General features: G+C 51.8%; 18 protein-coding genes. 8 read left to right on the top strand and 10 right to left on the bottom strand.

Annotation, left to right across the window (positions count from 1 at the left end; genetic code table 11):
* Window positions 1–183: 183 nt before the first annotated feature.
* On the top strand, window positions 184–1,515 hold the full coding sequence (locus B4W65_RS10540) for a DUF4270 family protein (protein ID WP_088655121.1): 1,332 nt from the start codon (window positions 184–186) through the stop codon (window positions 1,513–1,515).
* Entirely contained in the window at window positions 1,508–2,725 is a 1,218-nt protein-coding gene (locus B4W65_RS10535) for a hypothetical protein (RefSeq protein ID WP_088655120.1), read from the top strand. Before B4W65_RS10540 ends, B4W65_RS10535 begins: the two co-directional genes overlap by 8 nt.
* A 15-nt stretch (window positions 2,726–2,740) precedes the next feature.
* On the opposite strand, the gene B4W65_RS10530 is transcribed toward B4W65_RS10535, so the two are convergent.
* Window positions 2,741–3,412: a NigD1/NigD2 family lipoprotein gene (locus tag B4W65_RS10530; RefSeq protein WP_158522833.1), complete on the bottom strand. Its 672-nt coding sequence runs from the start codon at window positions 3,410–3,412 to the stop codon at window positions 2,741–2,743.
* Window positions 3,413–3,575: 163 nt separating this feature from the next.
* On the opposite strand from B4W65_RS10530, the gene B4W65_RS10525 reads away from it, so the two are divergent.
* Genes B4W65_RS10525 through B4W65_RS10515 form a run of 3 tightly spaced genes read left to right on the top strand, consistent with a single transcriptional unit; the run spans window position 3,576 to window position 9,451 of the window.
* Entirely contained in the window at window positions 3,576–5,321 is a 1,746-nt protein-coding gene (locus B4W65_RS10525) for a M23 family metallopeptidase (protein ID WP_088655118.1), read from the top strand.
* Window positions 5,322–5,327: 6 nt separating this feature from the next.
* On the top strand, window positions 5,328–7,451 hold the full coding sequence (locus B4W65_RS10520; protein ID WP_088655117.1) for a tetratricopeptide repeat protein: 2,124 nt from the start codon (window positions 5,328–5,330) through the stop codon (window positions 7,449–7,451).
* On the top strand, window positions 7,448–9,451 hold the full coding sequence (locus B4W65_RS10515; protein ID WP_088655116.1) for an ATP-dependent DNA helicase: 2,004 nt from the start codon (window positions 7,448–7,450) through the stop codon (window positions 9,449–9,451). Before B4W65_RS10520 ends, B4W65_RS10515 begins: the two co-directional genes overlap by 4 nt.
* Here B4W65_RS10515 and B4W65_RS10510 read toward each other — a convergent pair.
* Window positions 9,448–10,065 carry a trimeric intracellular cation channel family protein gene (locus B4W65_RS10510; RefSeq protein WP_088655115.1) on the bottom strand — a complete coding sequence of 206 codons (618 nt, stop codon included), beginning with the start codon at window positions 10,063–10,065 and terminating at the stop codon, window positions 9,448–9,450. The two genes, B4W65_RS10515 and B4W65_RS10510, sit on opposite strands and share 4 nt — an antisense overlap.
* Before the next feature lie 231 nt (window positions 10,066–10,296).
* Between B4W65_RS10510 and B4W65_RS10505 the strand changes: the two genes are divergently transcribed.
* Entirely contained in the window at window positions 10,297–11,043 is a 747-nt protein-coding gene (locus tag B4W65_RS10505) for a hypothetical protein (protein WP_088655114.1), read from the top strand.
* Window positions 11,044–11,168: 125 nt separating this feature from the next.
* Here B4W65_RS10505 and B4W65_RS10500 read toward each other — a convergent pair whose 3' ends face one another.
* Entirely contained in the window at window positions 11,169–14,102 is a 2,934-nt protein-coding gene (locus tag B4W65_RS10500) for a DNA polymerase III subunit alpha (protein WP_088655113.1), read from the bottom strand.
* Between the two features lie 53 nt (window positions 14,103–14,155).
* Window positions 14,156–15,325 carry a DNA polymerase IV gene (gene dinB, locus B4W65_RS10495; RefSeq protein WP_088655112.1) on the bottom strand — a complete coding sequence of 390 codons (1,170 nt, stop codon included), beginning with the start codon at window positions 15,323–15,325 and terminating at the stop codon, window positions 14,156–14,158.
* Window positions 15,326–15,611: 286 nt separating this feature from the next.
* On the opposite strand from dinB, the gene B4W65_RS10490 reads away from it, so the two are divergent.
* On the top strand, window positions 15,612–17,186 hold the full coding sequence (locus tag B4W65_RS10490; protein ID WP_088655111.1) for a SulP family inorganic anion transporter: 1,575 nt from the start codon (window positions 15,612–15,614) through the stop codon (window positions 17,184–17,186).
* Between the two features lie 136 nt (window positions 17,187–17,322).
* Window positions 17,323–17,958: a PAQR family membrane homeostasis protein TrhA gene (gene trhA / locus B4W65_RS10485; protein WP_088655110.1), complete on the top strand. Its 636-nt coding sequence runs from the start codon at window positions 17,323–17,325 to the stop codon at window positions 17,956–17,958.
* On the opposite strand, the gene B4W65_RS10480 is transcribed toward trhA, so the two are convergent.
* The 6 genes from B4W65_RS10480 to B4W65_RS10455 form a co-directional block, all read right to left on the bottom strand.
* Window positions 17,955–19,256: an O-acetylhomoserine aminocarboxypropyltransferase/cysteine synthase family protein gene (locus B4W65_RS10480; protein ID WP_088655109.1), complete on the bottom strand. Its 1,302-nt coding sequence runs from the start codon at window positions 19,254–19,256 to the stop codon at window positions 17,955–17,957. The two genes, trhA and B4W65_RS10480, sit on opposite strands and share 4 nt — an antisense overlap.
* A 25-nt stretch (window positions 19,257–19,281) precedes the next feature.
* On the bottom strand, window positions 19,282–19,737 hold the full coding sequence (locus tag B4W65_RS10475) for an OsmC family protein (protein ID WP_088655108.1): 456 nt from the start codon (window positions 19,735–19,737) through the stop codon (window positions 19,282–19,284).
* 182 nt (window positions 19,738–19,919) lie between these two features.
* A complete protein-coding gene (locus B4W65_RS10470; RefSeq protein WP_088655107.1) occupies window positions 19,920–23,786 on the bottom strand; it encodes a thioredoxin-like domain-containing protein in 3,867 nt (1,288 codons plus the stop codon).
* 117 nt (window positions 23,787–23,903) lie between these two features.
* Window positions 23,904–25,556, bottom strand: a complete 1,653-nt coding sequence (locus B4W65_RS17450) for a family 43 glycosylhydrolase (protein ID WP_088655106.1) — start codon at window positions 25,554–25,556, stop codon at window positions 23,904–23,906.
* Between the two features lie 10 nt (window positions 25,557–25,566).
* The gene (locus B4W65_RS10460; protein ID WP_088655105.1) at window positions 25,567–26,229 is read right to left on the bottom strand and encodes a LuxR C-terminal-related transcriptional regulator; all 663 of its coding nucleotides are present in this window, start codon (window positions 26,227–26,229) and stop codon (window positions 25,567–25,569) included.
* A gap of 92 nt (window positions 26,230–26,321) precedes the next feature.
* Complete coding sequence (locus B4W65_RS10455; protein WP_088655173.1) at window positions 26,322–26,780, bottom strand: OsmC family protein; 459 nt, start codon at window positions 26,778–26,780, stop codon at window positions 26,322–26,324.
* Window positions 26,781–26,958: the final 178 nt, after the last annotated feature.

The raw sequence follows: 26,958 nt of genomic DNA, 5'->3' as shown, positions 1-26,958 counted from the left end.
TTTCATCGCCCAAAGCCCCATTTGTGTCGTTTTCCACAAACAGATTCAGGAAAGCATCCTTTAATCGGCAAAAACAAGGTCTCGAACCTGCACACAACGCTCTTTATCCACTACGCTTCCACATTCAAAAAACAAAGCCCTGTTTTGCACCATCAAACCATCAAACAAACCATACAACTCAATATGATTGCAATAAAAAAATGGCTCAGTCTAAGCCCCTTCATCCTGATAATTGCAGTAAGCTGCGAAAACACGGACAATGGACTGGGAAACCACTTGGTTGACCCGCAGGCCTTTTCAACCTACATCGACACCTGCACGGTAAAATTGACCACTCTTAAGTCCGACTCTATAGCAACCTCGGGCAACAACATACTGATTGCAGGAGCCATAAACGAGCCCTGGTGGGGCAACCTGGAAGCTCACAGCTACCTGTCCTTTACCCTGCCCGTTTTCAGCGAACACCGACAAAACGAAAACACCCCCCTGGTAATGGATTCCCTGACTTTTGAAATGCATTACACCGGCAGCCATGCAGGAGACAGTACAGAGGCGCTTGTTGTGAGTTTGCATACCCTTAAGAAGGTATTAACCCTCCCTTCCAACGGAAGCTTTTACAGTCACCATCATCAAGAAAGCGACAGCATCCCCTTGGTGAGCCAATTCCTTCCGTCTTATATCCAACAAAATGACAGCATATCGTTGCGACTTCCCGACAAACTGGGAGAAGAATTACTTGAAAAATTAAGCCTGCACCAAGCCGAATTCGAGAACCAGGAAACTTTCAACCAGTACTTTCCGGGCTTGGCCTTAACCATGCCAAAAAACCATGGCAATACGGGAATATACAACTTTCATCTGAACGACAGCAGTGGAACCATCAACCTCTACTACCACTTTGTTGAAGAATTTAAAGAACAGCAACAAATCACCATAAAACCCAACACCAGCACCAGCTATTATCAAATCAAGCACAATTATGCCGACACACCCTTCGCCGCCTTAAAATCGGGATACAATGGTCTGGCCGCCACTACCACCAACAACGAAGCGGTAACAGCAGGACTTAGCGGATTCTTGATACGCATCGAATTTCCCTACCTCAGAAACATCCTGGAACTGGGAAAAACAGGCTATGTCGATTATGCCGAACTGATTTTACGTCCGGTAGAACACAGCTACCCAACAGAGTATCCTCTTCCCGAAACCCTGCAATTGTATGTGGTCGACGAAAACAACAGCGCTACCAATGCCGTCACCTCTGCCAATGGCACAGAACTGCAAACCGGTGATCTGCAAACCGATGAAGAGTTTCAAACCCATACGCAATACGTTTTCGACATCACGGATTTTATCAATACCGAAATCAATGCCATTGGGATCAACAAACGCGCACTGCTACTTTCCCTGTCCGATCAAGACTTAAACAGTATGGCGCAACGTGTTATACTGGGCAACACCCGGCACAAAACTAATCCTGTTCAACTCATAATCAGATACAACAGATATGAATAAATGGTCCATTTTCCTGATTTTACTTATCAAGCCCTTAAGCGGAGTCAACGCCCAGCACCTCACCTCCTCGCCATACTCCATGTATGGCCTGGGGCAACCCGAAATTACTGCAAGTGCCTCCAGCCTGGCAATGGGCGGCATCGCGGCAGGGCAAAGCAGCTCCAGGCACATCAATCTCTCCAACCCCGCCTCATTAAGCAGCATGGATAGTCTGACCTTCTACTTTGATTTGGGCGTAAGTGCGCGCAACTACACTTATTCGCTGCAAAATTATTCCGAAAAACGTAATGAGGGAAACTTCACGCATTTCGCAATGGGAGTAAAGCCCACCCAGTGGTGGGGCCTGTCCGCAGGTATTGCACCCTACACAACCGTTGGATACAACATAAAAGACTACCAGTACATTGAAGGAAGCACTGCCCTACAGGAAGTGCATTTTGAAGGAACAGGAGGCTTGACCAAATTATTCGTCTCCAACGGATTTTCCTTATCCAGGAACCTAAGTGTGGGCTTTACTGCCGCCTACATTTTTGGGAACATCTACCACAACGAACTCCAGTCCAACATAAACATAGAACAAAAATCATACACCCGGAGTCTGCGCACCGAGTATGCATTTCTATACCAAACCTACTGGCTAAAAAACAAAGCCTTGAACATTGGCCTGACCTACAGTCCGGTTAAAAAAACGGTCCTTACACACGAACAAAATGTCAGAGACCAAAACGACAACATTCTGCTGACCGAAAACCCGGCCAACACCACACAATATCTGCCCGAGCAATTTTGTCTGGCCCTAAGCACGCAGTTGAACGAAAAATGGAATTGGGGCATGCAGTTTGAGCGCCAAAACTGGAACAAAAACACCACCGGAAACGCATCAATAAAACTGGCCGACCTTAATCGCTTCAGCATGGGTGCAAGCTGGACCCCCAAACCACGAAATGCAAGAAAACTAATGGGTGCAAGCACCTATCGACTGGGATGGAGCATCGAAAACTCTGGCTACATCACATCCGGAATCAATCCCATGGTATACAAAGTTGCTGCGGGGATAGGCTTCCCTACCCATCGCAGCTCCTCTATAAATGTGGCACTCTCCTACCAGAACGACAACGCCAACAACAAAGCATTGAGCACCGAAGTATGGCAGCTCAGCGTAGGTTTCTCCCTACTGGAAAATTGGTTTGAAAAACCAAAGTTCCGGTAGGCGGCCACGCCGCCCCTACTCCCCGTAACTATAAGTCAACACCTCCTCAAAGTCACTGTAACCATCGGGACTCTTGGCACGCAGTACAAAGGGTACCTCATCGCTGTCGTCCACCCTCAAATCTTCCAGCAAAAACGAAACACTCCCATTCAAGCGGTAGTTCACCGGATCGTTGTTTCGGTTGTGCCGCACTTCCAAAACAGGCAGACCGTCCTCATTTATCGGTGCATCCACATCCTGGGCCAAGGTAATGAAGTGAATCTTCCGGCCGCCGCCATAACTGAACAACACCGTCAGGTAATCGCCACTGATCCAATAATCGTTAATGGTCAAAGGATCATGGCCAATGCTGTCGGTCGTCTCCGGCGTCAGCTGAAAAATCCCCTTCGTCAACATTTCCGAGAGGTCGTTCACCTTCACCAAATGATCAACATCGCCCTCGCCATCCTCCAAAATGGTATAGTTCACCCACACACGCTGACCATTAAACACCTCAAAGCCCGGCACATTAGAAGCCGACGGAAACAAACGTTTTCCACCATCCGTCTCCAGAATATAGGGACGCACGCCCACCGTCTTCACCGTAGCCGTCGTCACCCAAAAATCACCCAGGGAATAGCCCTCATCGTCGTCGCAGGCAACTAAAACCATAGGCAAAGCCAGCAACAAAAACCACAACTTTTTCATATTCGTACTGTTTAAAAGGTTATACATCTGAAAACTTACATACGAATGATGCACAACAGCACGCCGGGTTGCTTCTCAGCCGGACGGAAATTATCGCCTTTGTGGCCCGAAAATTGCTTAGGTTTTACTTATTTTAGCAGTTTAAGATAAAAAGGAAAACTCCATGTCCCATAAGTCCCTCCATACCATAGTAAGACTATTCACCCTTTTCATTTTACTCACCTCAGGCGCTTCACCTGCACGAGCAGGTGAAGCCACACGACCTCAGTGGGACTTTCACTTTCCTATGGACCTGCCCACCTTCGTCAGCGGCAGCTTTGGCGAATTGCGCAGCAACCACTTCCATTCCGGCGTTGATTTCACCACCGGAGGAAAAACCGGACTGCCCCTCTATGCCATCGATGAAGGCTACGTTGCCCGCATCGCCGTATCGCCCGTTGGTTTCGGGAAAGCACTCTACATAGCCCATCCCAACGGCTACACCTCGGTATATGCGCACTGCGACTGGTTTTCAAAAGACATTGAAGAAGTAGTTCAAAATCTTCAATACCAAAAAGAGTCCTTTGCCATCGACGAAAGTTTTGCCCCCGGTCAGCTCCCCGTAAGTCGCGGCCAGGTCATTGCCTACTCTGGCAACTCAGGCAGCTCGGGAGGCCCCCACCTGCATTTCGAAATTCGGGAGACCGCCACCCAAAAGCCCCTTAATGTACACCACTTTGGTTTGCCCGTTGAGGACGACGTTCCCCCACACATCGAAGCCATCGTGCTCTACCCCCTCGATGAGCAGAGTCACATCAACGGCAGCAGGGAGCCCCTCTACCTGCCCGCCACCTTTCACAGCGGACAGTTTCATCTGCGCGGAAATCCCCAACTGACCGCCGCCGGCACCATTGGCGTAGGCATAGAAACCATCGACTATTTCAGCCACTCCTGGCGACGCTGCGGAGTATACAGCGTACAACTACGGGTCGACAATGTGCCCTGGTTCCGCTCCCAAATCGACGGCTTCCTATTTGCACAAACCCGCTACCTCAACAGTCACATCGACTACGCCCTGCGTCGCCAACAGCGCAAAGTCGTCCAAAAAAGCTTCCTCGATCCCCTAAACACCCTGCCCTTTTACACCACCACCCCCGAAAAGGGCCGCATCCGCATGGAGGGGGGACAAACACGGCAACTCAGTTACGAAGTTCGCGATGCCGCCGGCAACAGTTCACGCCTCACTTTTCAGGTAAACGGAGCAGCAGCAAAAGCGGGCCCCAAGACCAACACCGCACCCCAACTCCTTAAAATAAACCCCTTTCAACCCTATTTCATCAGCATCGACCACTTCAAAGCCGAATTCGAAGCCCAAACCTTTTACACTGAAGTCCCCGCTCTGTTCGACCTGCAGGAAAATCCGGGACTGGGTATTGGAGCGCATTTCAGCGTACTCAGCGAAGACATACCCGTCCAGCGCTTCTTCACCCTCACCCTGCCCCTGCCCGTAGAATACCAAAAAAGCAAGCGCATTTGCGCCGCCCGGGTCGTCAATGGAAAACTGCTTTATGCCGGGGGACAAACTCAAGACGACCACCTGGTGCTGCGAACCCGGGAACCAGGCACCTACTGCCTGAGCACCGACACCACCCCGCCCGAAGTACGCCTGCTCAGCCTGCCGGCCGGACGCAACTACAGCCGCAGCGACCGCATCCGTATAACAATCAAAGACGACTTCTCGGGCATAGGCAGCTACCGCGCCACCATCAACGGCCAGTGGGCCTTGTTTGAATACGACGCCAAAAACAACGTACTCAATGGCTGGTTCCGTTCTTTGCGCCTGACCCAGGGTCAGCGCCACCAACTCGAGCTGGTCGTCACCGACCAGCTCGGCAACCAAACCAATTTCAGTACCGAATTCCTATATTAGACCGCTATGCTGAAGGCACGACATATCCTCCTCCTCTTGCTGCTGACTTTGCAGCTTCCGATCAAAGCACAGATCGATACCGACCGTATGACCATCATCGGTCGCAATGCCCTGTATTTTGAGGACTATGTATTGGCCATTCAGTACTTCAACCAGGTTATTCAGGCCAAGCCCTACCTCAGCGAGCCCTACTACTTCAGAGCACTAGGAAAATACAATCTCGACGACCTCAAAGGCGCCGAACAAGACGTGAGCAAAGCCCTGGAAATCAACCCCTACATTGCCGACGCCTGGAACCTTCGGGGCATCGTTCGTCAAAAACTGGGTCGCACCCCCGAAGCCCTCAGCGATTACCAGAGCGGACTCCAACTCGAACCAAAGAACATCAACCTACTCATCAACAAGGGCATTGCCGAATTGCACGGTAAGGATTACGAAGCAGCCATAAACACCTACAGCACTGCGCTGCAACACGCCCCCAAACTCCTTTCAGCCCTCCTCAACCGTGGTCACGCCAAAGTCGCCTCGGGCGATACCCTGGGGGGACTGGCCGACTTCAGCAAGGCCGTGGAGGCGAACCCCTATGTACCCGACGGCTATGCGAACCGGGCCGTCGTTCTTTACCAACTCAACGAATACGAAAAAGCCCTTGCCGACCTCGACAAAGCCGTGGAACTGCGTCCCGAAGACGCCCGCTTTTATATGAACCGAGGCATCATCCGCTACCAGCTCGACGATTTAAGAGGCACGCTCAGCGACTTTGACAAGGTGATAGAACTGGAACCCCGCAACGCCATGGCCTACTCCAACCGGGGCATCTTGCGGGCCCAGGTGGGCGACACCAACCGGGCCATTGAGGATTTCTCCAGGGTGCTGGCCCTGCGTAGCGACGACCTGCTGACCCTCTACTACCGCGCCATGTTGTACACCGAAATCGGCTCCTACCGCGAGGCGCTGGCCGACCTCAACATAGTGGCCGACAATTATCCGGATTTTGCGCCCGTTTACGAGACACGCGCTCACGTGCGTCAGAACCTGGGCGACACCCACGGGGCCGAACTCGACTACGGTACCGCTGTTAAACTCAACCTGGAGCGACGTGAACAAGTGGCACAAAACGAAAAAAGCAGCGGGGCGACAGCCGACAGCGAAGAAGAAAAACCGGCACGCAAAGCCACCCGCAGCGAAAACGACCGCGACATACGCAACTACAACAAAGTGGCCGTACTCGACGATTTTGGCAACGAACCCGACGAAGAGCCGGCCACCAACCCCTTACGGGGACGCATTCAAAACCGCAACATCGTCATCGATATGGAAGGGATATTCGGCATCACCTATTACCCCGACGACAGTCTGGTCCACCGCCTCCCCTATTTCCACCTGGAAATCGATCGCATCAACCGCCAACAACCCATCCCCCGAACCTTGCGTCTGGCCAATGCCGAACTCGAGGCCGATCGCGAAAAAGCAGCCGCCATATTCAGCCAAATCAGCGCGCTGACCGAGCAGCTGAAAACCGCCCCGGAGGCCGACCAGGCGACCCTCTACTTTGCCAGAGGCACCCTCTACAACACCGTGCTCAACCTCAACAACGCCCTCGACGATTTTAACCGCGTTTTAAGCATCACACCCGATCACCTGCCGGCCCTTTTCAACCGGGCCTACACCCGCTTTAAAATGGTGGAGACCATACGCAGCATGGAAGCGGAGCTGCCCGAAGCAGGTGCGCTGCAAACGGGCGGCACCCTCACACGCCCTGCAGCAGGCAGCAACGAGGGCGAGGAGCGTCGCATCCTCGATTACGACCTCATCAACGACGATTTGCAACACATCACAGACCTCACCCCCAATTTTGCCTTTGCCCACTACAACCTGGGGGTAGTTCAGGCACAAATGCGTAACTTTGAGACCGCCATAACGCACTTCAGTGCAGCCATAGCGGCACAGCCCGACTTTGCCGAAGCCTGGTTCAACCGGGGCCTCATCCGCATTTTCCTCGAACAGGAAAGCGAAGGCACACTGGATTTAAGCAAGGCGGGAGAACTGGGCATATTTAAGGCCTATAATGTAATCAAGCGCTACGGCATAGGCGCACAACCGTGGAGCGACAGCGAAGAAGAAGAATGACAGAATTACCCGAAAAGATAGATACCGACAATGCGGAGTTTCAGGACGCCCTGCGTCTTATTCAACACACCAGTTCATCGGTTTACCTCACGGGCCGGGCAGGAACGGGTAAATCGACCTTCCTGCGCTACGTCTGCAACCACACCCACAAAAAGCACATTGTACTGGCCCCCACCGGCATTGCCGCCATCAACGCCGGCGGCGTAACCCTGCACTCCTTCTTCAAAATTCCCTTTAGGCCCATACTGCCCAACGACCCCGACCTCTCTACGCAAAACCGAAGAATCTACGACTTCTTAAAATACAACAGCGAAAAGCAGAAGCTGATCAAGGAAGTGGAGCTCATCATCATCGACGAAATATCCATGGTGCGGGGCGACATACTCGACTTCATCGACCAGGTACTACGCGTCTTTTCGGGCAACCGGCACCTGCCCTTCGGCGGCAAGCAAATGCTGCTGGTGGGCGATGCCTTTCAGCTCGAGCCTGTGGTCAAGCGCGACGAGTGGAGCATCCTGAGTCGCTTTTACCCTACCCCCTTTTTCTTTTCGGCCCGCGTTTTTCAGCAAATCCCCTTGGTGCAGATCGAGTTGCAAAAAGTCTACCGCCAAAGCGACCCGGTGTTTGTGGGACTCCTCGACAAGATACGGGTCAATAAGGCGCAGCAAATGGACATTGGCGCAATCAACCAGCGCCTGCAGCCGGGCTTTGAGCCGCCCCGCGAAGAGCTCTTCATCACCCTGGCCACCCGCCGCGACACCGTCGATTACATCAACGAACAACGACTCAGCGAACTCACCACCCCCGCCCACAGTTTTGCCGGCGACATCCAGGGCGAATTCCCCGAATCCAGTCTGCCCACCCTCAAAAACCTGGTACTGAGAGAAGACGCCCAGGTAATGTTCGTAAAAAACGACCCCGAACGACGCTGGTACAACGGCTCCCTGGGTCGGGTCGACGAGATTGGGGAAGACGGCATTTGGGTACGTCTCGAAAACGACCAGACCTACCTGGTAACCCGCGAAAAATGGGAGAACCTGCGCTATAAATACGACGAAGCCAACAACAAAATCATTGCCGAAGAACTCGGCTCCTTTACCCAGTACCCCTTAAAACTCTCCTGGGCCATTACCGTGCACAAGAGCCAGGGACTCACCTTCGACAAGGTGCTGATCGACTTCAGCGGAGGCGCTTTTGCGGGGGGACAGCTCTACGTGGCCCTGAGTCGCTGCCGCTCGCTCGAAGGCATGGTGCTCAAAACCCCCGTACGCCCCTCCGACATCATAGTAAAACGTGAGGTAGAACAATTCTCCAGAGCCGCCAACAACAAACAGCTGATTGAGGCTGAAATTAAAAAAGCCCGGGCAGATGGAGCCTATGCCGAAGCCTTGCAGGCCTTTCGTGAGCAGGACTGGAAAAAGGCTGTAAGTCGTTTTGCCGAAGCTGTAGATGCGCGCAACGATCTTAACAACAAAGCCATTCAACGCTTTCTGGTGAGGGAAATGCGCTTTGCCGACCATTACCGCCACCAGTTGCTGCAACTGGAGGACCAGTTGCAGCAGCAACGCAAAAACACCCTCGAGTTTGCCAAAGAATACTACCTCATGGCCAACGAATGCGCCCTCAAATTCAACGACAAGGGCGCAGCAGTAGCCAACCTGAACAAGGCACTGCGACTGAACCCCGACTATCCGGAAGCCCTCCTGCGCCGGGCCGAACTGCACGAATCCGAAGGCGACCTTAAAAAAGCGGAAAAGGACTGCACCGCCCTCCTTAAAATTAAGCAACGCAATTTTGAGGCACTTTTGCTGCGGGGACGGGTACGCCTGGCCCTGCGCCACTACGAAGCGGCCCACCACGATCTGCTGGAAGCCAAAAACATCCGCAAGAAAAATGCCGACGTGTACTACCTTTTAAGTAAGGTCTGCAAAAAGCTGGGGGAGGACGAACAGGCCCACACCTATCGAAACATAGCCCGGGCGCTGGACGAGGAGGACTAGTCCTCGCGCGGCATCGACAAAATGGGCATCGACCAGTTGAAACGAATCGACAGCAACCGTATGGCTATAATGACCCCTGCCGTAAGCAACTGATTCATGGCCGGATCCAAGCCGATGTACCGCAGCAACAAATACACCAGAGCGCCGGCAATACAAGCCGTAGCATAAATCTCCCGCTGAAAAATAAGCGGCACCTCATTGGTCAGCGTATCCCTAATCACACCGCCCACCACAGCCGAAGTCACCCCCATCAGTACCGCCACACCCGGATTCACCCCAATGGCCAAGGCCTTTTCGAGTCCGATAATCGTAAACACCCCAATGCCAATGGTATCAAAAATAAAAAGGGTACGGCGCCATTTGGCCAGCACCTTCCTAAAAAGCATGGCCAGCAAAATAGCGCCCAAAATCAAATAAAGATAAATGGGCATACTCAGCCAGGTAACCGGCGTAACCCCTATGAGCAAATCGCGCGTGGTTCCCCCTCCAATGGCGGTAACCACCCCAATAAACATGGCCCCGAACAAATCGAGTCGCTTTTCGGCTGCCGTAAGCACCCCACTCATGGCAAAAACCATGGTCCCAATATAGTCGAGTAAAATCAATATGCTCATAGTCCGATTTTGTGGCCGCAAAGAAACAAGGCGCAAACGACATTTACAAGCACAAAATGCTAAAAACCTGATTTAAAACAAGGTATTACCTGGGTGGACCATTCACCTTTTATCCATTTTGACAATTCACCCACCTTTTTTAAGCATTTCACCCACCTCCACAGGGCCGCCTTCTCCCTATATTTACACTTGTTAATCATTTTTAATCAAACACAACTAAAATCTTAAATTATGAAGAAAATTTACATGCTCTTATTCGCAGTCCTGGCTTTTGCTGCAACTTCAAGTGCCCAGCTCCCCGCATGGAACATCAGTGATGCTTCTTTTCTGGAAGCAGTTGGCATAACAGGAGAGGTAACTTCGGCCAGCATCATTGAAGTCAAAGTAGTAGACGGACTGACCATCTATGGGGCAGACGGAAAAAAAGTGGACATTGACACGAACGGAAAAACCGTCACCTATAAGGACGTAGAGTATACCTACACCCACCGACTGAAATTTGGTGGTTCCGGTGCCTTTGATTCTGAAACTGGTGCGCCCCTCAATAGGGTGATTGGCTTTGACGTTGAAGGCCCTTGTGACATCACCATTATGTGTATGTCTTCCTCTGGCGATACAGACCGGCATTTAAATGTTGCTGCCGGCAGCGATGATAACCTTTTGGCTCAAGTCGATGCTCTTGGAGCAAGCCTTACTGCCACCACCGTCACCTACACCGGTGAGGAAGCCACCACCATCTATATGTGGTCGCCCAGCAGCGGAGTTAACCTTTACCACATCATTATTGAAGAGCCCTCTCCGACCGCCATCAACGCACCCAAAGCTGAAGGTCAGGTAGTTACTACCGAATATTTCAACATCAGTGGGGTAAGAATGGGCAACAATTTTGATGTATTGCCCGCCGGCATTTATCTGCAGGTTAAGCAATATGCCAATGGCGCAGTGGTTACCGACAAGATTGTTAAGAACATCCGCTAACCAGCACGTTTCATTTTTTATACCAATTACAAGGGGGTGTCTCTGATTTTAGAGACACCCCCTTTACATGCCTACTCCGCCAAAACATTCCTTTTCAAACGCGCCAATCTCCTCTGTCCCCTCACCTATCCCGCCCGCGGGTCGGGTTTCAGCGGCAGCGGCGCCATCTTTTCCACCTCCAGGGAGCAAAAGCCGAAATCGCTGACCACCTTGCCCTGCAACAGGTAGGCGCCATTGCCCTTAAAGGGCCAGGCTTTGAGCACTGGCGGAAAGTGCACCGTATCCAAAAACTGTCCCTCGGCATCGATAAAAGTGCCAAAGTGCATCAAGTCCTTACGTACCGTGCGCACATATTTTAGGGTGACCAGCTGGCCCACCATCTTTACCCGCTGTCCCACCCGCTGCGGCAAGTCCCGCGCCATTACCTCACCCCTGTAGCCGGTCTGCAACAAATCGAACCAGGTACCGCTGACCGGAAAACCCAACAACTCCAACTCATCGTAAAGATCTTCGAGCGGCTGTTGCAGCAATTGGGGCAGTCGGTACTTCTTGCCTTGTAAGGGAAACAGGCGGGGCGGCTTGACCTTCACCTGGTGGCGACTCAGATAAAGGTGGGCCTCCCACAGCAATTCGGGCTTGCTCTTAGCGGTAAAGCGGAGGGCCCCGAGCCGAATGAGCAGCACCAACTGTTCCCGGCCCACCTGGGTACGTTCTATAAAGTCGGGCAAATCGCGAAACAAACCACCCCGCTCCCGCTCGGCCACCAGGCGCTGTGCCAGGGCCTGCTCCAACGACTGCACATGTACCAGACCCAGATACAAGTCCTTCCCCTTTATGGAAGTGGCGTAAGTACTGTGGTTGACACAGGGCAGGTGCAACACGGCACCCCAGCGGCGGGCCTCGTGCACATACACCCAGGTGGCGTAAAAACCGCCAAAGTTATTGATCACCGCCACCATAAACTCCAGCGGAAAATAAGCCTTTAAATAAAGACTCTGAAAGCTTTCCACGGCGTAGGAGGCCGAGTGGGCCTTCGAAAAAGAATAACCGGCAAAGGATTCTATTTGCCGCCACACCTCCGCAGTCAGCGCCTCGGAGTAGCCTTTTTGGCGACAATTATCAAAAAAGCGCCGGGTCAGCTCCTGAAAAGCCTCCTTCGAGCGGTACTTTCCACTCATGGCCCGGCGCAACACATCGGCATCGGCCAAATCGAGTCCCGCAAAATGATGCCCCACCTTAATCACATCCTCCTGGTACACCATCACCCCGTAAGTCTCCCTCAACTGCTCCTCCATCACCGGATGCAGGTAAGTAAAACCAGTGGGATTGTGGAAGCGCTCGATGTAGGCCTTCATCATGCCCGATTTGGCTACGCCGGGCCGAATGATGGAACTGGCCGCCACCAGCGTCAGGTAGTCGCTGCAGTGCAGCTTGCGCAGCAAGCCGCGCATAGCGGGACTCTCAATGTAGAAACAGCCGTTGGTCTCCCCGCTGGCCAACAGGGCCTTGACCTTCGGGTCCTCCTTAAAGCACTTAACGGCATGCACATCAATGCGCTTTCCCTGATTTTCCAAGACCAGCCGGGCGCTGTCCTGAATGTGGCCGATGCCGCGCTGCGACAGCACGTCGAGCTTTTCAAAACCAATATCCTCCGCCACATACATATCAAACTGCGTGGTGGGCAATCCCTTCGGCGGCAAATCCAGTGCCGTATAGGCCGTTATCGGCAACTCACTCACCAAAATACCGCCGGCGTGAATGGTCCGCAGGTTGGGAAAATCTTCCAAGCGTCCCGCCAGCTCTGCAATTTTCTGGTTCAGGGCTTCATCGGGGGCACGTCCCTGCACCAGCAACTCCAGTTCGTCGGTGGGGAGACCATACACCTTGCCGAGTTCGCGGAGACCGGCTTTGCGCTGGAAGGTGGACATGGCGCCCAACAGGGCCACGTGCTCCTGACCGTAACGTTTAAACAGATAGTGCTGCACGGCATCCCGGTCGCGCCACGAATAATCGATGTCGAAATCGGGCGGGGAAGTCCGCTTGGGATTCAAGAAGCGTTCGAAGTACAAGTTGAGCTCTATGGGATCGACATCGGTAATGCGCAGACAGTAGGCCACCACGCTATTGGCCCCGCTGCCCCGCCCTACATGGTAAAAGCCGCGCGAGAGGGAGTAGCGCACCATGTCCCAGGCAATCAAAAAATAGGCGGCAAAGCCCAGCTGATTGATGATGCCCAACTCCTTGCTCACCCGCTCCCGTGCCTCCACATGCCCCTTACCGTAACGCTGCTCGAGTCCGTCCACCGCCAACTGCTCCAACAAACGGGCATCCGCGGCACGACTGCCCGTATAACTTTGTTTGTTTTTAATGCCGGAAAAATCAAAATCGAAGGAACAGCTCTTGAGCAGGGCCTCGCTGTTGGCCAGCAGAAAGGGATAGGCCGAAAAAGCAGCCTGCAGGCGCTCCGGAGGCACCAGCCAATCGTACTCCGAAGCCAGATCTTTTGCCCGCAAATGATTCAGCAAAGCATTCTTATCCACCGCCCGCAAATGCCGGTGCAAGTCCCAGTCGCCCCGCCCCCCGAAAGTCACCGGCTGCCACAAAAGGAGGCGCGACTGCCAGACCTGCAGGGGCATCCGCAGCAAACGGTTCAGCTGACGGTGACGCACACCTATGAATTCATGCTCGGCGAGCTGCTCAGGCAAGTGCCCCTCAAAGGGATAAATCACCCAAGCCTGAGCAAAGGCCGGGGCCCGCTCCGGCAGCGGACTTCCGCTCATGAGGTGCTGCGATAAAAAGCGGTTCAGCTCACCAAAGCCCTCAAAACTACGGGCAATGCCGGTATATAAGTGCCGGTTACCGTTGCGAAACTCGATGCCCACAAGGGGCGTGATGCCGGCTGCGCGACAGGCTTTCACAAAATCGTACACCCCCGAAGTGGTATTGATGTCGGTCAACACCAGCACATCAATGCCCAAGGCCCGGGCGCGGCGCACCAGCACTTCGGGCGAAAGCACACCGTAGCGGAGACTGTGGTAAGAGTGACAATTCAAGTACATGGCTTCCCTCCTCGACTTCGGACAACAAACAACAACACGACCAACACCCTGTTTTAGAAACAAGCCCGTCCCACGGCATCGCCGCCAAAGCGCTTGCGTATGCGGTCCATCGCCTGGTACAACTGCACCTGCTCGGGGCGGTCCTCAAACAAAGAAAGTTGTTGACTGCCCGATACCAGATGGGTAAAACGCACCCCCAGCAAGCGCACCAGTACCCGCCGGGTATAAAGGCGTTGCAGCAGGTCTTTGGCCTCCTGTATGAGTACGTGATCAAAAGCGGTATAGGCAATGCGCTTTTGTATGGTATGCGTATCAAAGTCCGAATACCGGATTTTAACCACCACACAGGCGGTCAACTTGTTGCGCGTACGCAATTCAAAGGCCAGCTTCTCGGTCATCCGCACCAACCACTCGTTGAGCTGGCGCAAATCGGTGGTATCGCTCTCAAAGGTCTGCTCCGAGCCGATGGACTTGCGTTCGTAGTAGCGCTCAACGGGCGAAGGGTCGATGCCGTTGGCCTTACGCCACAAGTCGATGCCGTTTTTACCCAGTACTCGCTCCATAATATCGGGAGGCAACTGACTCAGGGTTTCAATTTTGGCCACGCCCATATTCCGCAACAAATTAAAGGTCTTGGGTCCCAGCATGGGAATTTTGCGAATCGACAGCGGATTGAGAAAGGGCTTTACCTGCTCACGCTGTACGTACAGTTCCCGCTCGGGGCCCGACTTGGCTTCACCCGTGGCAATTTTCGATACGGTTTTGTTGACCGACAGACCAAAGGAAATGGGCAGACCGCTTTCCCGCATGATTTTCTGCCGCAGCTCCCGCGTAAATTGATAGGTGCCAAAGTAGCGGTCCATTCCGGTCAAATCCAGATAGTGCTCATCGATGGAAGCCTTTTCGTACACCGGCACGGCTTCGGCAATGATGTCGGTAACCACATTGGAGTAGCGACTGTAGGTATCCATATCGCCACGAATAAAAACGGCATGCGGACACAGCTGCCGCGCCATGCGTATGGGCATGGCCGAATGCACCCCAAAGTGCCGCGCCTCATAGCTGCAGGCCGACACCACCCCACGATCGGACAAGCCGCCAACAATCACCGGCTTGCCCAGCAGACTGCTGTTCTGCAAACGCTCTACCGACACAAAAAAGGTGTCCAGATCGATGTGCACAATCTGTCGCTTGTCTGCTTCCAATTCTTCCTCTGTACGCATTTTGATTACAATTTAATCTTTGCTCCGATTTCAATATAATCATTCCAAAACAATGCAGCAAGTCCCCCCGGTAAGTTTTCTGCACCCGACGAAGCGACTCCCGCCAGGCAGTCCAACAACCAGCCCACCGACTAAAACCCACAAAACATGTTAAAAAACATATAAAACAAGCAAAACCAGCGCATAAGGAGGATAAAGACCGTATTTTTGCGCCGATTTTAAGACATTAACATTCTCCTACAATCTTTTAGCCTGCAATAAAGCAGCTTGGTACAACAAGCGTTTCATGAAAGAACTCCTGAACCTTTTCGATTTCAAGCAGAAAATAAACTACAAAACAGAAATCCTGTCGGGACTCACCGTGGCCCTGGCCCTGGTACCCGAAGCGGTGGCCTTTTCACTGATTGCGGGCCTCTCGCCCCTCACGGGCCTCTATGCCGCCTTTACCATTGGTCTGATCACCTCCATTTTTGGCGGTCGCCCGGGGATGATTTCCGGTGCCACCGGCGCGGTAGCCGTGGTTATTGTGGCCCTGGCCAAATCGCACGGCGTAGAATATGTCTTCGCAGCCGTGGTGCTGGCGGGCGTGATCCAAATGCTGGCCGGGCTGCTCAAACTGGGGAAACTGATTCGCCTGGTGCCCCACCCGGTAATGTTTGGTTTTGTAAACGGACTGGCCATCATCATTTTTCTCTCGCAGCTCGATCAGTTTAAGTTTAAGACGGCCGACGGCTCGCTGGAATGGATGACCGGCACCCCCTTGTTGATTATGGTGGGACTGGTGGCACTGACGATGCTGATCATTTGGGGACTGCCCAAACTGACCAAAGCGGTACCGGCTTCGCTGGTGGCCATCCTGACTGTTTTTGCGGTGGTGGCGGGACTCAATATCGATACCACTACCGTGGGCGACATTGCTTCCATTCAGGGGGGCTTTCCGCCTTTCAACATCCCCAAAGTGCCCTTTACGCTGGAAACCCTGAAAATTATTTTCCCTTACGCAGCCATTGTGGCGGGGGTGGGACTCATCGAGAGTCTGCTTACCCTCAATCTGGTGGATGAAATTACCGGTACCCGGGGCTGGGGCAACAAAGAGGCTTTTGCCCAGGGAGCGGCCAACTTTACAACCGGGTTATTCTCGGGGATGGGCGGTTGTGCCATGATTGGCCAGAGTCTGATCAACACCTCCAACGGTGCCCGCGCCCGCCTCTCGGGCATTGTAGCAGCCATTATGCTGCTGGTCTTTATTATGTTTGGCTCCAGTCTCATCGAGAAAGTGCCCATGGCAGCACTCACGGGCCTCATGATCATGGTCTCCATAGGCACCTTTGAGTGGGCCAGTCTCAAGGTCTTTGGGCGTATGCCCAAGACCGATGTACTGGTCATGCTGGTGGTGATGGTCATCACCATCTTCCTGCACAACCTGGCGCTGGCCGTACTGGCAGGGGTGGTTATTGCAGCCCTGGTCTTTGCCTGGGAAAACGCCCTGCGCATCCGTGCCCGCAAGCATACCGACGAGCACGGCATCAAGCATTACGAAATTTACGGTCCCCTCTTCTTTGGCTCGGTTATGGCCTTTAACGAGAAATTTGAGGTAGCCGACGACCCCGAAGAAGTGATCATCGATTTTAAGGAGAGCCGCATCACCGATATGAGTGCCATTGAGGCGGTTAACAAGCTCACCGAACGCTATGCCGCCCTGGGCAAGAGGGTGCACCTGCGCCACCTGAGTCGCGATTGCCAACAGCTGCTCAAAGATGCCGACAGCATCATTGAGGTCAACATTATGGAAGACCCCACCTACAAAGTACTGGTAAACAAGAAAGATGTGAAACGCAAACAGCAGCAGGAAAAACAGTAAGGACGAAACGCGCCACCAAAAAGAGGCTGTCCCAAAAATCGGAACAGCCTCTTTTTTATTCTTACTAGATTTTAATCAGTCTGTCCTTAGAGCGAAAAAACGTTCCATACAGCCTCTTTTTTCTTAGCTTTGCCTTATGAACACCACCACGCAAACCTACTCCCCGGCCGAAGAACGACTCAATGTATGGAGTCACGCCGTCGGTATATTACTGGCTCTCATCGCCCTTGTGGCGCTGTTGCACAAAGCCTGGGAACAGGGCAGCATGTGGGACTGGATCGCTTACCCCGTTTACGGCATAAGCGTACTGGCCATTTTTACCGCCTCGACCCTCTACCACAACGCCAGGGCACCGCAGTTGCGCCGTCGACTTAAAATTTTTGACCACGCCGCCATCTACCTGGGCATTGCAGGCACCTACACCCCTTTTTGTCTGCTCACCATCCGCGGCCCCTGGGGCTGGGGCGTATTGGTGGCCGTATGGAGCATCGCGCTGGCGGGCATTATCCTGAAACTGTTCTTCACGGGTCGCTTCAAACTGGCCTCCACCATCGGCTATGTGGCCATGGGTTGGATCATCGTGTTTGCCCTCAAACCGCTGATGGAGCACCTCCCGCTGCCCAACCTGCTTTGGTTGGCAGCGGGTGGTGCCTTGTACTCCATCGGGGCCGTTCTATATCAAATCAAGCGCATCCCCTTTAACCACGCCCTTTTTCACTTCTTTGTACTCGCAGCCGCCATCTGTCATTTCATCGCGGTCTACCGGCTTTAAATCTGAGCCAGGGCCTGCTCCAAATCGAGCTTAATGTCGCTGATGTGCTCAATTCCCGCGGAAATCCGAAGTACACCGGGAGCTACGCCGGCCTTCACCTGCTCCTCCGCACTCAGCTGCTCGTGGGTGGTAGATGCCGGGTGAATAATCAGCGTTTTGGCATCGCCCACATTGGCCAGGTGACTGATTAGTTGCAGTTGATCAATAACCTTATCGGCGGCCTCTTTACCCGCTTTTACCTTAAAGGAAAGCACACCCCCAAAACCATTTTTCAGATACTTTTTAGCCAGCTGGTGGTAGGGACTCGAAGCGAGACCGGGATAGGATACGGACTCTACCTTGGGATGCTGCTCCAGCCATTTGGCCAGATCCAGGGCGTTGTCAACTGTCCGCTGCACCCGGAGCGACAGGGTTTCCAGTCCTTGAATCAACTGAAAGGCATTGAAGGGACTCAGTGCGGCACCATAGTCGCGCAAACCTTCTACCCGGGCCCGAATGGCAAAGGCAATGTTGCCAAAGGGACCGCCCTCGCCAAACACCTCCCAGAATTTGAGGCCGTGGTACCCTTCCGACGGCTCGGTAAACAGGGGAAACTTGCCGTTGCCCCAGTTGAAGTTGCCGGCATCCACAATGACCCCGCCAATGCTGGTACCGTGACCGCCAATCCACTTGGTGGCGGATTCCACAACGATGTTGGCCCCGTGCTCAATGGGCCGAAACAAGTAGCCGCCGGCGCCAAAGGTATTGTCGACAATCAAAGGAATGTTGTTGCGCCGCGCCACTTCGGCAAGGGCCTCAAAATCCGGAATGTTAAACCGGGGGTTCCCGATGGTCTCTACATACAGGGCCTTGGTATTCTCGTCGATGGCCGCCTCATAATCGGCCGGATCGTCGGTGCTGACAAACTTAACGCCGATACCCAATCGTTTAAACTGCACCTTAAACTGATTGTAGGTGCCCCCGTACAAAAAGGAGGTAGAAACAATGTTGTCGCCGGCCTGCGCCAGATTGGTAATGGCAATAAACTGCGCCGATTGTCCCGATGCGGTAGCCACCGCAGCCACCCCGCCTTCGAGGGCGGCAATGCGTTTTTCAAACACATCGGTAGTGGGATTCATAATGCGGGTATAGATGTTGCCGAATTCCTTCAGTCCAAAGAGACTGGCGGCGTGTTCGGCCGACTTAAAAACATAGGAAGTGGTTTGATGAATGGGCACCGCCCGCGATAGGGAGTGGGGATCAACTTCCTGTCCCGCATGTACCTGCAGGGTATCAAAATGTAATGATGCTTGTGACATGGTATTTTCAAGTTTAATGGTTACACTAGTAATAGACAGAAGCCAGCTTGTTTACCGCCAGCTTAACGGGGGTGGTATTGGCGAGGTTGTCGTACACGGGACAGCGGGTTTCTACCACCTCGAGCCAGCGATTGAGGGTGGCCTCATCGGAGTCGCTGTACACCTGCAGGTCCACCCGTATCTCCTGAAAACCGGAGCGCTCTTCAAAGCTCTGCCCCAAAAAGCGGGCGGGATTCAAATCGCCCGACACCTCAACCGACAGCTTGTGAATAGACATGCCCATTTCCTTTGCCACGAGGTGTCCCACCACATTCAAACAACCGGCATAACCGGCCAAAATATATTCTACGGGATTGGGTCCTGCATCGCTGCCGCCCAACTGAACCGGCTCGTCCACTACTACGCGGAACTGCCGTGCATCCACATCCAAACGTGTGGCATTTCGGTTTTCACCATTGATTGCAAAAGTCAGTTTTGTCATGGCACGTCGTTTTTTTAGTACAACAAATAATCCTTGCTTATTGTACTTACAAAGATGCACGATGCCGCACTTTCTCAAAATCCCGCATCCGCGGCATTTTGCCTACCATAAATAGGGTATAAAGCAGTTAACCCTGCTCCGGGGGAGCAGGGTTAGACCTCTAAAAATCAAACAACAAATCCTTATTCAGCCATCAGTTTTTCAAAAACAGGCAGCAATACACTTGGATCGCGCGATGCATCGTGATCCACCACATCGCCGGCTTTATTCACAATAAGGTAATGCGGAATCCCGTTCACCCCAAAACGGGATGAAAGCACACGCCACTGATCGTCCGACAAACGGTAATGTTCTCCACCTATGTCCGGTATCATATTGTTGTACGTCTGCTCAGGAGAGCTCTGATTGGTTAAGTAAACAAAAACAATATCACGATCCTTCAGCGAAGTCTTCATCGCCTTTTGTTGTTCCATAGCCGAACGACAAGGGCCGCACCAGGTGGCCCAAAAATCAACATAAACCACCTTTCCCTTATACTTATCCATCAGGGCAGCAAACAGGCGCCCGGAATCGAGACCGGCAGCCTCCAGGGTTTCAGGCACCTCGTGCAACACAAAACTGCCTTTCTCCTTATTGGCCGCAATCTTAGCTATGGTGGCTTCATTGGCTGTAGCCAGGTAGTCGCGGACAAAAGGATGTTGCAACTTTGCCTGGCAATGAGCCAATCGGGCAGGTGATAAGGGCGTAAAGTTCTCGACCACTCCTGAAAGCAGGTCCTGAGACAACAGCAAATCACCCAACAAACCGGCTTCAAAGCCCAGACTGTCCGTTAAGACCTGCATTCTTTTAGTGTGCAGAAAATCTATGCGGTAAGCACTGTAACGCCCCCAAAAATCATTGATGGCTTGCTTGTTCTCCTCATGATACCTGCTGACTGCAACAACCAATGGATGAGAAAAATAATCAACTGCATACTTACAAAAGGCAAGGTCAGCAGCAGAGAGAACATCGGGGGCGGCCATACTATCTCCCGCTGCAAGACGCTCAAAAAAGGACTGCAGTACATGTTGATCAGAGTCGGGATCACGGTTCGTAACCACATCCTCAATCAAGCGCTGATTAGCCTGAATCAAACGTAGTTCTACATTATCATTTTCCTTAACAGCCTCCTCCAGGTAAGCCTTATGCAAAGCCTTGTACTCACCGGTGTACAAAGCCGACAGCTCCTGAACCAACGGCCGGTCTTCCGCCTGCACCAGGGCGGTATCCGACAAACTCACCAGTAAATCACCAAGATCATAACGGTTTAAACGGGAATTATGCATCAAATTGCAATACTTAAAGGCATTGACAAAATTCTCAAAAGAACTGCCCAAAAGCCATTGCTCCTCATTGGCCATTTCCGCAGGGATAAAATCGTACCAGCCCGCATGGATGGGCAACTCATAAGACACAGGGAGGTTACGCTGCGTCCGGGGGACTTTGTGCACATTCCGGTAAGCGCCCTCGGATATATGGCGGTAATGCAAAATGTTGCGCAAGTAATAGCTATGTATTTGAAACTGCATCACCTGCAGGTACCGGTCCGACCTGTTACCCTGCGCGCTCATCGCCTCCAATTTCTTCAAATCCGCTGCCATTTTTTTGAGACAAAAAGCCTTGTAGCCATCAGGATCCATATCCAGGATGTACTCATCAATTTCCCTGTAAAAGCGACTCATATAAAAAGGAGACGACATCCACATTTCTTCGTTGACACGAGCATTAGCACCCATAACCATTGGAGTCTGCCCCTTTGTTAAATCAAGGAAAAGCATGGTCTCTGTGCCCGGCTCCACAAAAAAAGACCGGTTAAAAAACCGCGACCTAACGAAAACCTCCCCGGGAGAAAGCACAGGAAGTTGCACCCGAAAGAAACCCTTGTCGTTTATTTCAATCAAAACACCCACCTGATTACCCGACAAAATATTGTCTACATAAACCATTCCGGTTTTCTCGCCCAAATCCGGAGAATAGCCCAACAGGTAGCCCGAAAACCAAGCACTATCGGAACTCAGCACCGTCTCAAAAGAGGGCGGATTAATGGGATTAGGTACCTTGTCGTACGTTGCTTCACGAGAAAGTTGCAAAACCGTATCACTCCCTTCACTCAAAGACAAGACCCCCTCTTCCAAGCGGTAAATTAATAACAGATTTTGCTCAGAATCTTCCAGAGCCTGCAACTGCAAGCTGCCTTCAGTCCCCTCCGGATAGGCACCCTTCAAGAGCCAGGCCTTTTGCCTATAAAGCACCACCGAGTTGCTCAACAAAGAAAACAACCAGTTGCCATTGTCTACATCGCGCCAATGGCCATACAAGATTCCATCTTCCAACTCATCGCGTGAAACAAAACGAATGTTACTCACCAGCCAGTTGCCGTTGTCCTCTCCATAATCAAAACTTTCGCAATCTGCCGGGAGTCCAGGAAAAATGAGCTTAAAGTCAGAATAACCATCCGCCTCAGGATAAACATTTAAACCAATGGGAATACCTTCGGTATCGGTCAAATAAATCTTTTCCCCGGTTTTGCGGTCCTTCAAATAAGAATCCTGGGGAATGTTTATCCAATTGCGCAAGGGATGACGGGCCCGCAGATACAAAGCCGTTTCCTTGCTGCTTCGATCTATGCGTCGCAGCTCTAAATCGGCACTACAGAATCCATGCAGTGGAATTTCGACCACTTCTGCGCCCTGCGCTGCAACGAACTCTAAAACAGAAGCTTTAGCCCTTGAAGAGGAAGCCTCATAAGCCTGAGGATAAACACCTACTGCCCTCACCTGCGAAAAAGCTTTAACCTCCAGAGGGTCTGCCTGTATGCTGGAATTATGAATGGCACTCCAGGTGGTCAGTTTCTTCACCTCCTTTCTAAAGCGTGCGTCTTCAGCCACCAACACCGGAGCATCGGCCTCGGGCGTTTGCACATAAACGCTGTAGGTGTTTTTCTTAACATCCACACTCAACCAGCAACGATATACTTGTCCCACCTTCACCGGAATCGGAGCCGCTTCGTTTCGGCGGTGCGCCTTCCCGTCCCATACATCCACGTAACCGTGATAAAGACTAAAGCGGATACTGGGCGAGTAGTCGGACCAGTTGTGCAACGGGCCGTCGGACAAACACAAATAGGCATCAATTAAATTATTCTGATCCAACTCGGTGGGAATAACCTCTGCAAAAAACACCCCCTTGCCCTTTACGCCCTTCGCCAGCTCGCCGCTGGCATCCACCACCAAATCCGAAGGAGTACTTTTCAGGAAGGCGGCCCTTTGCTTCAAATCAAGATGAGGAATATACTTTTGGGCTGAGGCTGATATAGTGGCAGCATCCAATACGCCCTCATAAATATTGAACTCATACACCTGCCCCTGCCAGGCAGGGTCAACATTGTAGCCCCCCTTACATAAAAAAGCCAACTCGTTGCTCAGGTTGGCAATTTTATTGTCCGGTTGAAACTCCACACTCTTCGAACCAACCAAAACTCCATCAATATAAAAGCGCAATTCCTTATCGTCAAATGTTGTTACCAAATGATGCTTTTCTCCGTCCTCCAGGGTACGACTCATCAAGGAAGTTTCCGTGTCCCAGGGATTTTGCAAATTTTTTCCCACCAGGGACGTTTTACTGCCGCCCCCGTTTTTAAGGGACTGATAAATGTAGTTCACCCCATTGCCATTCTGCGAACCACCGAAATAAGACAACATGGTATGAACCGCATTGCCCTTTTGAGCGGTAACATAAGCCTCCAGACTTAAGGCTTTATAAGTATTTATTTTGATTTGTCCGGCCGGCAACTCCAGATATTGCACCGCACTGGAAGTAACCAGCGCACCATTTTCAATAACTGCGCCGCCTTGAAGCACACCATGTGCCCCGCCAATCCGGTCGTTGGCAGTACCGTCCTTAAAATTGTAAGCATGTTTCAACTGGGGGATCTGTGCAGCCGTAGGCTTCACAGCAAAAAACAGCAAGCCCGTAAGCAAGAGCATTGCTTTAACTGGAAAATTCATCATCTTGGGTTAAATTAAGTAAGTAAATCTATCCCAAGTTAATAAAAAAACTGTTGCTCCCAAGCAAAAAACACTCACTTGAGAACAACAGTTGAATCCGCATTGGCCGCAACCAAACCCTTATCTAATCGGCGCTACCCCTTTAGTTGTCATATCAATCGGCTTATAGAAACCATCTTCATCAAACTCCAACTTGTCGATACAAACACTCCTGCTGTGACCACTACCGTCGGTCTGTATGCCACCATTGTGGTAAATAAAATACCACTGCCCTTTAAATTCGATTATGGCCTGATGGTTCGTATTGCTGTTCCCGGCAATTTCATTTATAATACCCTTATAAGTATAAGGTCCTTCAGGCTGGTCGCTCACCGCATAAGCAATACGCTCCGGAAAACCAATGGCGTAAGACAGAAAGTAAAGGCCGTCCTTTTTATGCACCCAGGGCGCCTCGGTAAAGGGAAATTCCATCTCCCCTTCAATATCAACCATCTTCACCCCATACGCCTTATCGTAAGAAATCATGTCCTCATTGAGTTTAACTACCCAGCATGCTCCATTTCCCCAGTAGAGCCAGGCCTGGCCATCGTCGTCAATAAACACCGAAGGATCGATGGTCCGCCAACTGTGCTCCCTGCCAAAGCTGTCGTCGTTCGTCAATAAAGGCCGGCCCAGAGCATCCTTAAAAGGACCTTCAGGCCGATCAGAAACGGCTACGCCTATACCAGTGGTTTGCGAACTCGTATACCAATAGAACTTTCCATTCCTTTCAATCACCTGGCTGGCCCAGGCTGCATTGCTTTCGCCCCATGAAAAATCTGTAGCACGCAAGGGCACCTTGTACTCCCAAAAATTAAGCATATCGGTGGTAGCAAAAACCGTCCAGTTTTTAATATTGTATCCTCGCTGTCCTCCCTCATAATCTTCTCCGGCGTAAATAAACAAGGTGTCGTTGTACACCAATGCAGCCGGGTCGGCCGTGTACTTATGCGTTACAATCGGATTCCCTGTAGCCTGCCAACGATGCATAATGGCCGGCTCTAAGTCCACCTCCGTCGTGCTGGCCAGCTTGCGCGTGTACTTATTCAGCGTCTTGAGCTGGGCTTTTGTCAAGGCGGCGTCATAAATCTGGAAATTATCCACCAGCACATTTCGCATATTGTGGTCGGCCGCATAAGGCGAACGTCCTATATAGGCCGCCCAGGTATGCTGCAAAACCTCATCGGCCTGTCCCTCCATCTCCTTGGCACCCGCCGCTTTTCCATCAATAAAAAAAGTGATGGTCCGGCCCTGCTTAACCACGCTAAGGTTGTACCACTTATCGGCCTGTAAGCCCTGACTGGAATTCACCCTTTCAGCCTCCTTGTCTTTCACTTCAAAAAGCCAATCCTTGTTTCCCGCTGAATTTATCAAGCCCAGATACTTATCGGTACCAGAGACAAAGGCCACCAACCATTTGTATTGGTCCAAACCATTTTCGGGCCGCACTAAAAGGTCTATCGAAAGGGTGTAATCGCCCTTAAAATACTCCGCGACCTGGCGACCTCTGATGCCCAGATCCATGTACCCCTCATGGGTATGCAAAACCTTATTCCCATCGGTCATTTCAACAATGCGGGCATTGCCCACCAGACGACCTCTAAATTGACCGGCATCGTCAGCGGCCTCCTTTTTATCAAACGAATAGGACAAAACCGGAGAAAGCTCCTGCGCCCCCAACAACATTCCCTGCCAGCAAAGAATGCCTGCCATCATCATCTTTCCAATCTTCATAATTGTTGTATTAAATGTAGTACTCAATATTATCAATCCACCCGGCCTTAATGGCAAACATGATCAGCTCCGAACTGCTGTTTACCCCCAGCTTTCGAAATATGTTTTTCCGATGCGTCATCACGGTATGAAAACTGATGCTTTTTGATGCAGCAATCTGCTTGGTGGTCATTCCCTCCGCAATCATCTTCACAATCTCCGTTTCCGTCTGTGTTAACTGCGTTTGCTCGCCGGGCAGCACCCGGCGTTTCTGCTCATCCATCAACACCTCCAGCACCTCCTCCGAAAAAAACTTACGTCCCTTAAGTGCAAAACGCAAAGCCATTACCAGCTCATCCCGATCAATGGTCTTACAAAGCATGTGCTTAATACCCATCTTACTCAACTCCAACAAGTCGGCCTTAATCACCTGATTGGTCAACACCACAATGGTCATACCCGGAAAACGCTGCATCAGCAACCGGAAAGCATCCAGTCCCTCATAATCCACCGTAGCGTAGTCGGTCAGCAACAAATTGGGCACCTCCTTCCGCAACAACTCCTCCAATTCGTACACATACCGTGCCACACCACCCAGCTCAAACCCTTCCTGTTCGAGAAGGATTCGGAGCGAATCGGTCACCAAAAACTGTGCATCGGCAACAATAACCCGGGGCCTGTTTTCTAAATTCATGCTTCTAAAATACAACAAAGTCTCCTTTCAGCAAAGAAGCCGCCCCATATGGGGCGGCCTCATCATTCCTTACAAAACAAGCAGCCAACAAATCAATGCTTCACAATGGGCGGCAGGTCATTTACCCCCACAGAAATTGGCGTGGCATGCGACAGGTTGTCCGAAACGGGGCACCGTCCCTCCACGGCCTCCAACCACTTGGCCAGTGTAGCATCGTCGGCACTGGTATCTGCTGATATTTTTACCCGGATTTGTTGAAAGCCTGCACGCTCGGGCGTATCCTGCCCCATGAACCGCGCGGGATTCAAATCACCGGCCACCTCAACAGCAAACTTCTTAAGCTCCATACCCATCTCCTTGGCCACCAGATGTCCCACCACATTCAAACAGCCGGCATATCCAGCCAAAACATACTCCACCGGATTGGGGCCCGCATCGGTTCCACCCAAATCTGCCGGTTCATCCACCACCACCGAAAAACTGCGTGCTTTCACATCCAGCCGGGTAGCATTGGCATTCTTTCCATTAATCGAGAAGGTCAATTTAGCCATAAGTTCAAATTTTAAGTTTTCAAAAAGCACTCACTTTCCTTAAAGATACCACAACACCACCTCAAATCAAACAGCACCAAACCTGCTCTACAACAGTACTTCCGCCCTATTCTTCAACCAGGAAAGATCCCATAAAATAGTACTCCTTTTCATCCTCCGGATGAACTGGGACAAGTCA

This window comes from Geofilum rhodophaeum (assembly GCF_002210225.1).
Taxonomy (GTDB): Bacteria; Bacteroidota; Bacteroidia; order Bacteroidales; family Marinilabiliaceae; genus Geofilum; species Geofilum rhodophaeum.
The sequence above is the reverse complement of the archived record's forward strand: the minus strand, read 5'-3'. Positions and strand labels throughout refer to the sequence as shown.

What these genes read in the sequence shown, in the direction of transcription:
- B4W65_RS10540 (WP_088655121.1), top strand. Translation starts at nt 184, where the DNA reads ATGATTGCAATAAAAAAATGGCTCAGTCTAAGCCCCTTCATCCTGATA.
- B4W65_RS10535 (WP_088655120.1), top strand. Translation starts at nt 1,508, where the DNA reads ATGAATAAATGGTCCATTTTCCTGATTTTACTTATCAAGCCCTTAAGC.
- B4W65_RS10530 (WP_158522833.1), bottom strand. Translation starts at nt 3,412, where the DNA reads ATGAAAAAGTTGTGGTTTTTGTTGCTGGCTTTGCCTATGGTTTTAGTT.
- B4W65_RS10525 (WP_088655118.1), top strand. Translation starts at nt 3,576, where the DNA reads ATGTCCCATAAGTCCCTCCATACCATAGTAAGACTATTCACCCTTTTC.
- B4W65_RS10520 (WP_088655117.1), top strand. Translation starts at nt 5,328, where the DNA reads ATGCTGAAGGCACGACATATCCTCCTCCTCTTGCTGCTGACTTTGCAG.
- B4W65_RS10515 (WP_088655116.1), top strand. Translation starts at nt 7,448, where the DNA reads ATGACAGAATTACCCGAAAAGATAGATACCGACAATGCGGAGTTTCAG.
- B4W65_RS10510 (WP_088655115.1), bottom strand. Translation starts at nt 10,065, where the DNA reads ATGAGCATATTGATTTTACTCGACTATATTGGGACCATGGTTTTTGCC.
- B4W65_RS10505 (WP_088655114.1), top strand. Translation starts at nt 10,297, where the DNA reads ATGAAGAAAATTTACATGCTCTTATTCGCAGTCCTGGCTTTTGCTGCA.
- B4W65_RS10500 (WP_088655113.1), bottom strand. Translation starts at nt 14,102, where the DNA reads ATGTACTTGAATTGTCACTCTTACCACAGTCTCCGCTACGGTGTGCTT.
- dinB (WP_088655112.1), bottom strand. Translation starts at nt 15,325, where the DNA reads ATGCGTACAGAGGAAGAATTGGAAGCAGACAAGCGACAGATTGTGCAC.
- B4W65_RS10490 (WP_088655111.1), top strand. Translation starts at nt 15,612, where the DNA reads ATGAAAGAACTCCTGAACCTTTTCGATTTCAAGCAGAAAATAAACTAC.
- trhA (WP_088655110.1), top strand. Translation starts at nt 17,323, where the DNA reads ATGAACACCACCACGCAAACCTACTCCCCGGCCGAAGAACGACTCAAT.
- B4W65_RS10480 (WP_088655109.1), bottom strand. Translation starts at nt 19,256, where the DNA reads ATGTCACAAGCATCATTACATTTTGATACCCTGCAGGTACATGCGGGA.
- B4W65_RS10475 (WP_088655108.1), bottom strand. Translation starts at nt 19,737, where the DNA reads ATGACAAAACTGACTTTTGCAATCAATGGTGAAAACCGAAATGCCACA.
- B4W65_RS10470 (WP_088655107.1), bottom strand. Translation starts at nt 23,786, where the DNA reads ATGATGAATTTTCCAGTTAAAGCAATGCTCTTGCTTACGGGCTTGCTG.
- B4W65_RS17450 (WP_088655106.1), bottom strand. Translation starts at nt 25,556, where the DNA reads ATGAAGATTGGAAAGATGATGATGGCAGGCATTCTTTGCTGGCAGGGA.
- B4W65_RS10460 (WP_088655105.1), bottom strand. Translation starts at nt 26,229, where the DNA reads ATGAATTTAGAAAACAGGCCCCGGGTTATTGTTGCCGATGCACAGTTT.
- B4W65_RS10455 (WP_088655173.1), bottom strand. Translation starts at nt 26,780, where the DNA reads ATGGCTAAATTGACCTTCTCGATTAATGGAAAGAATGCCAATGCTACC.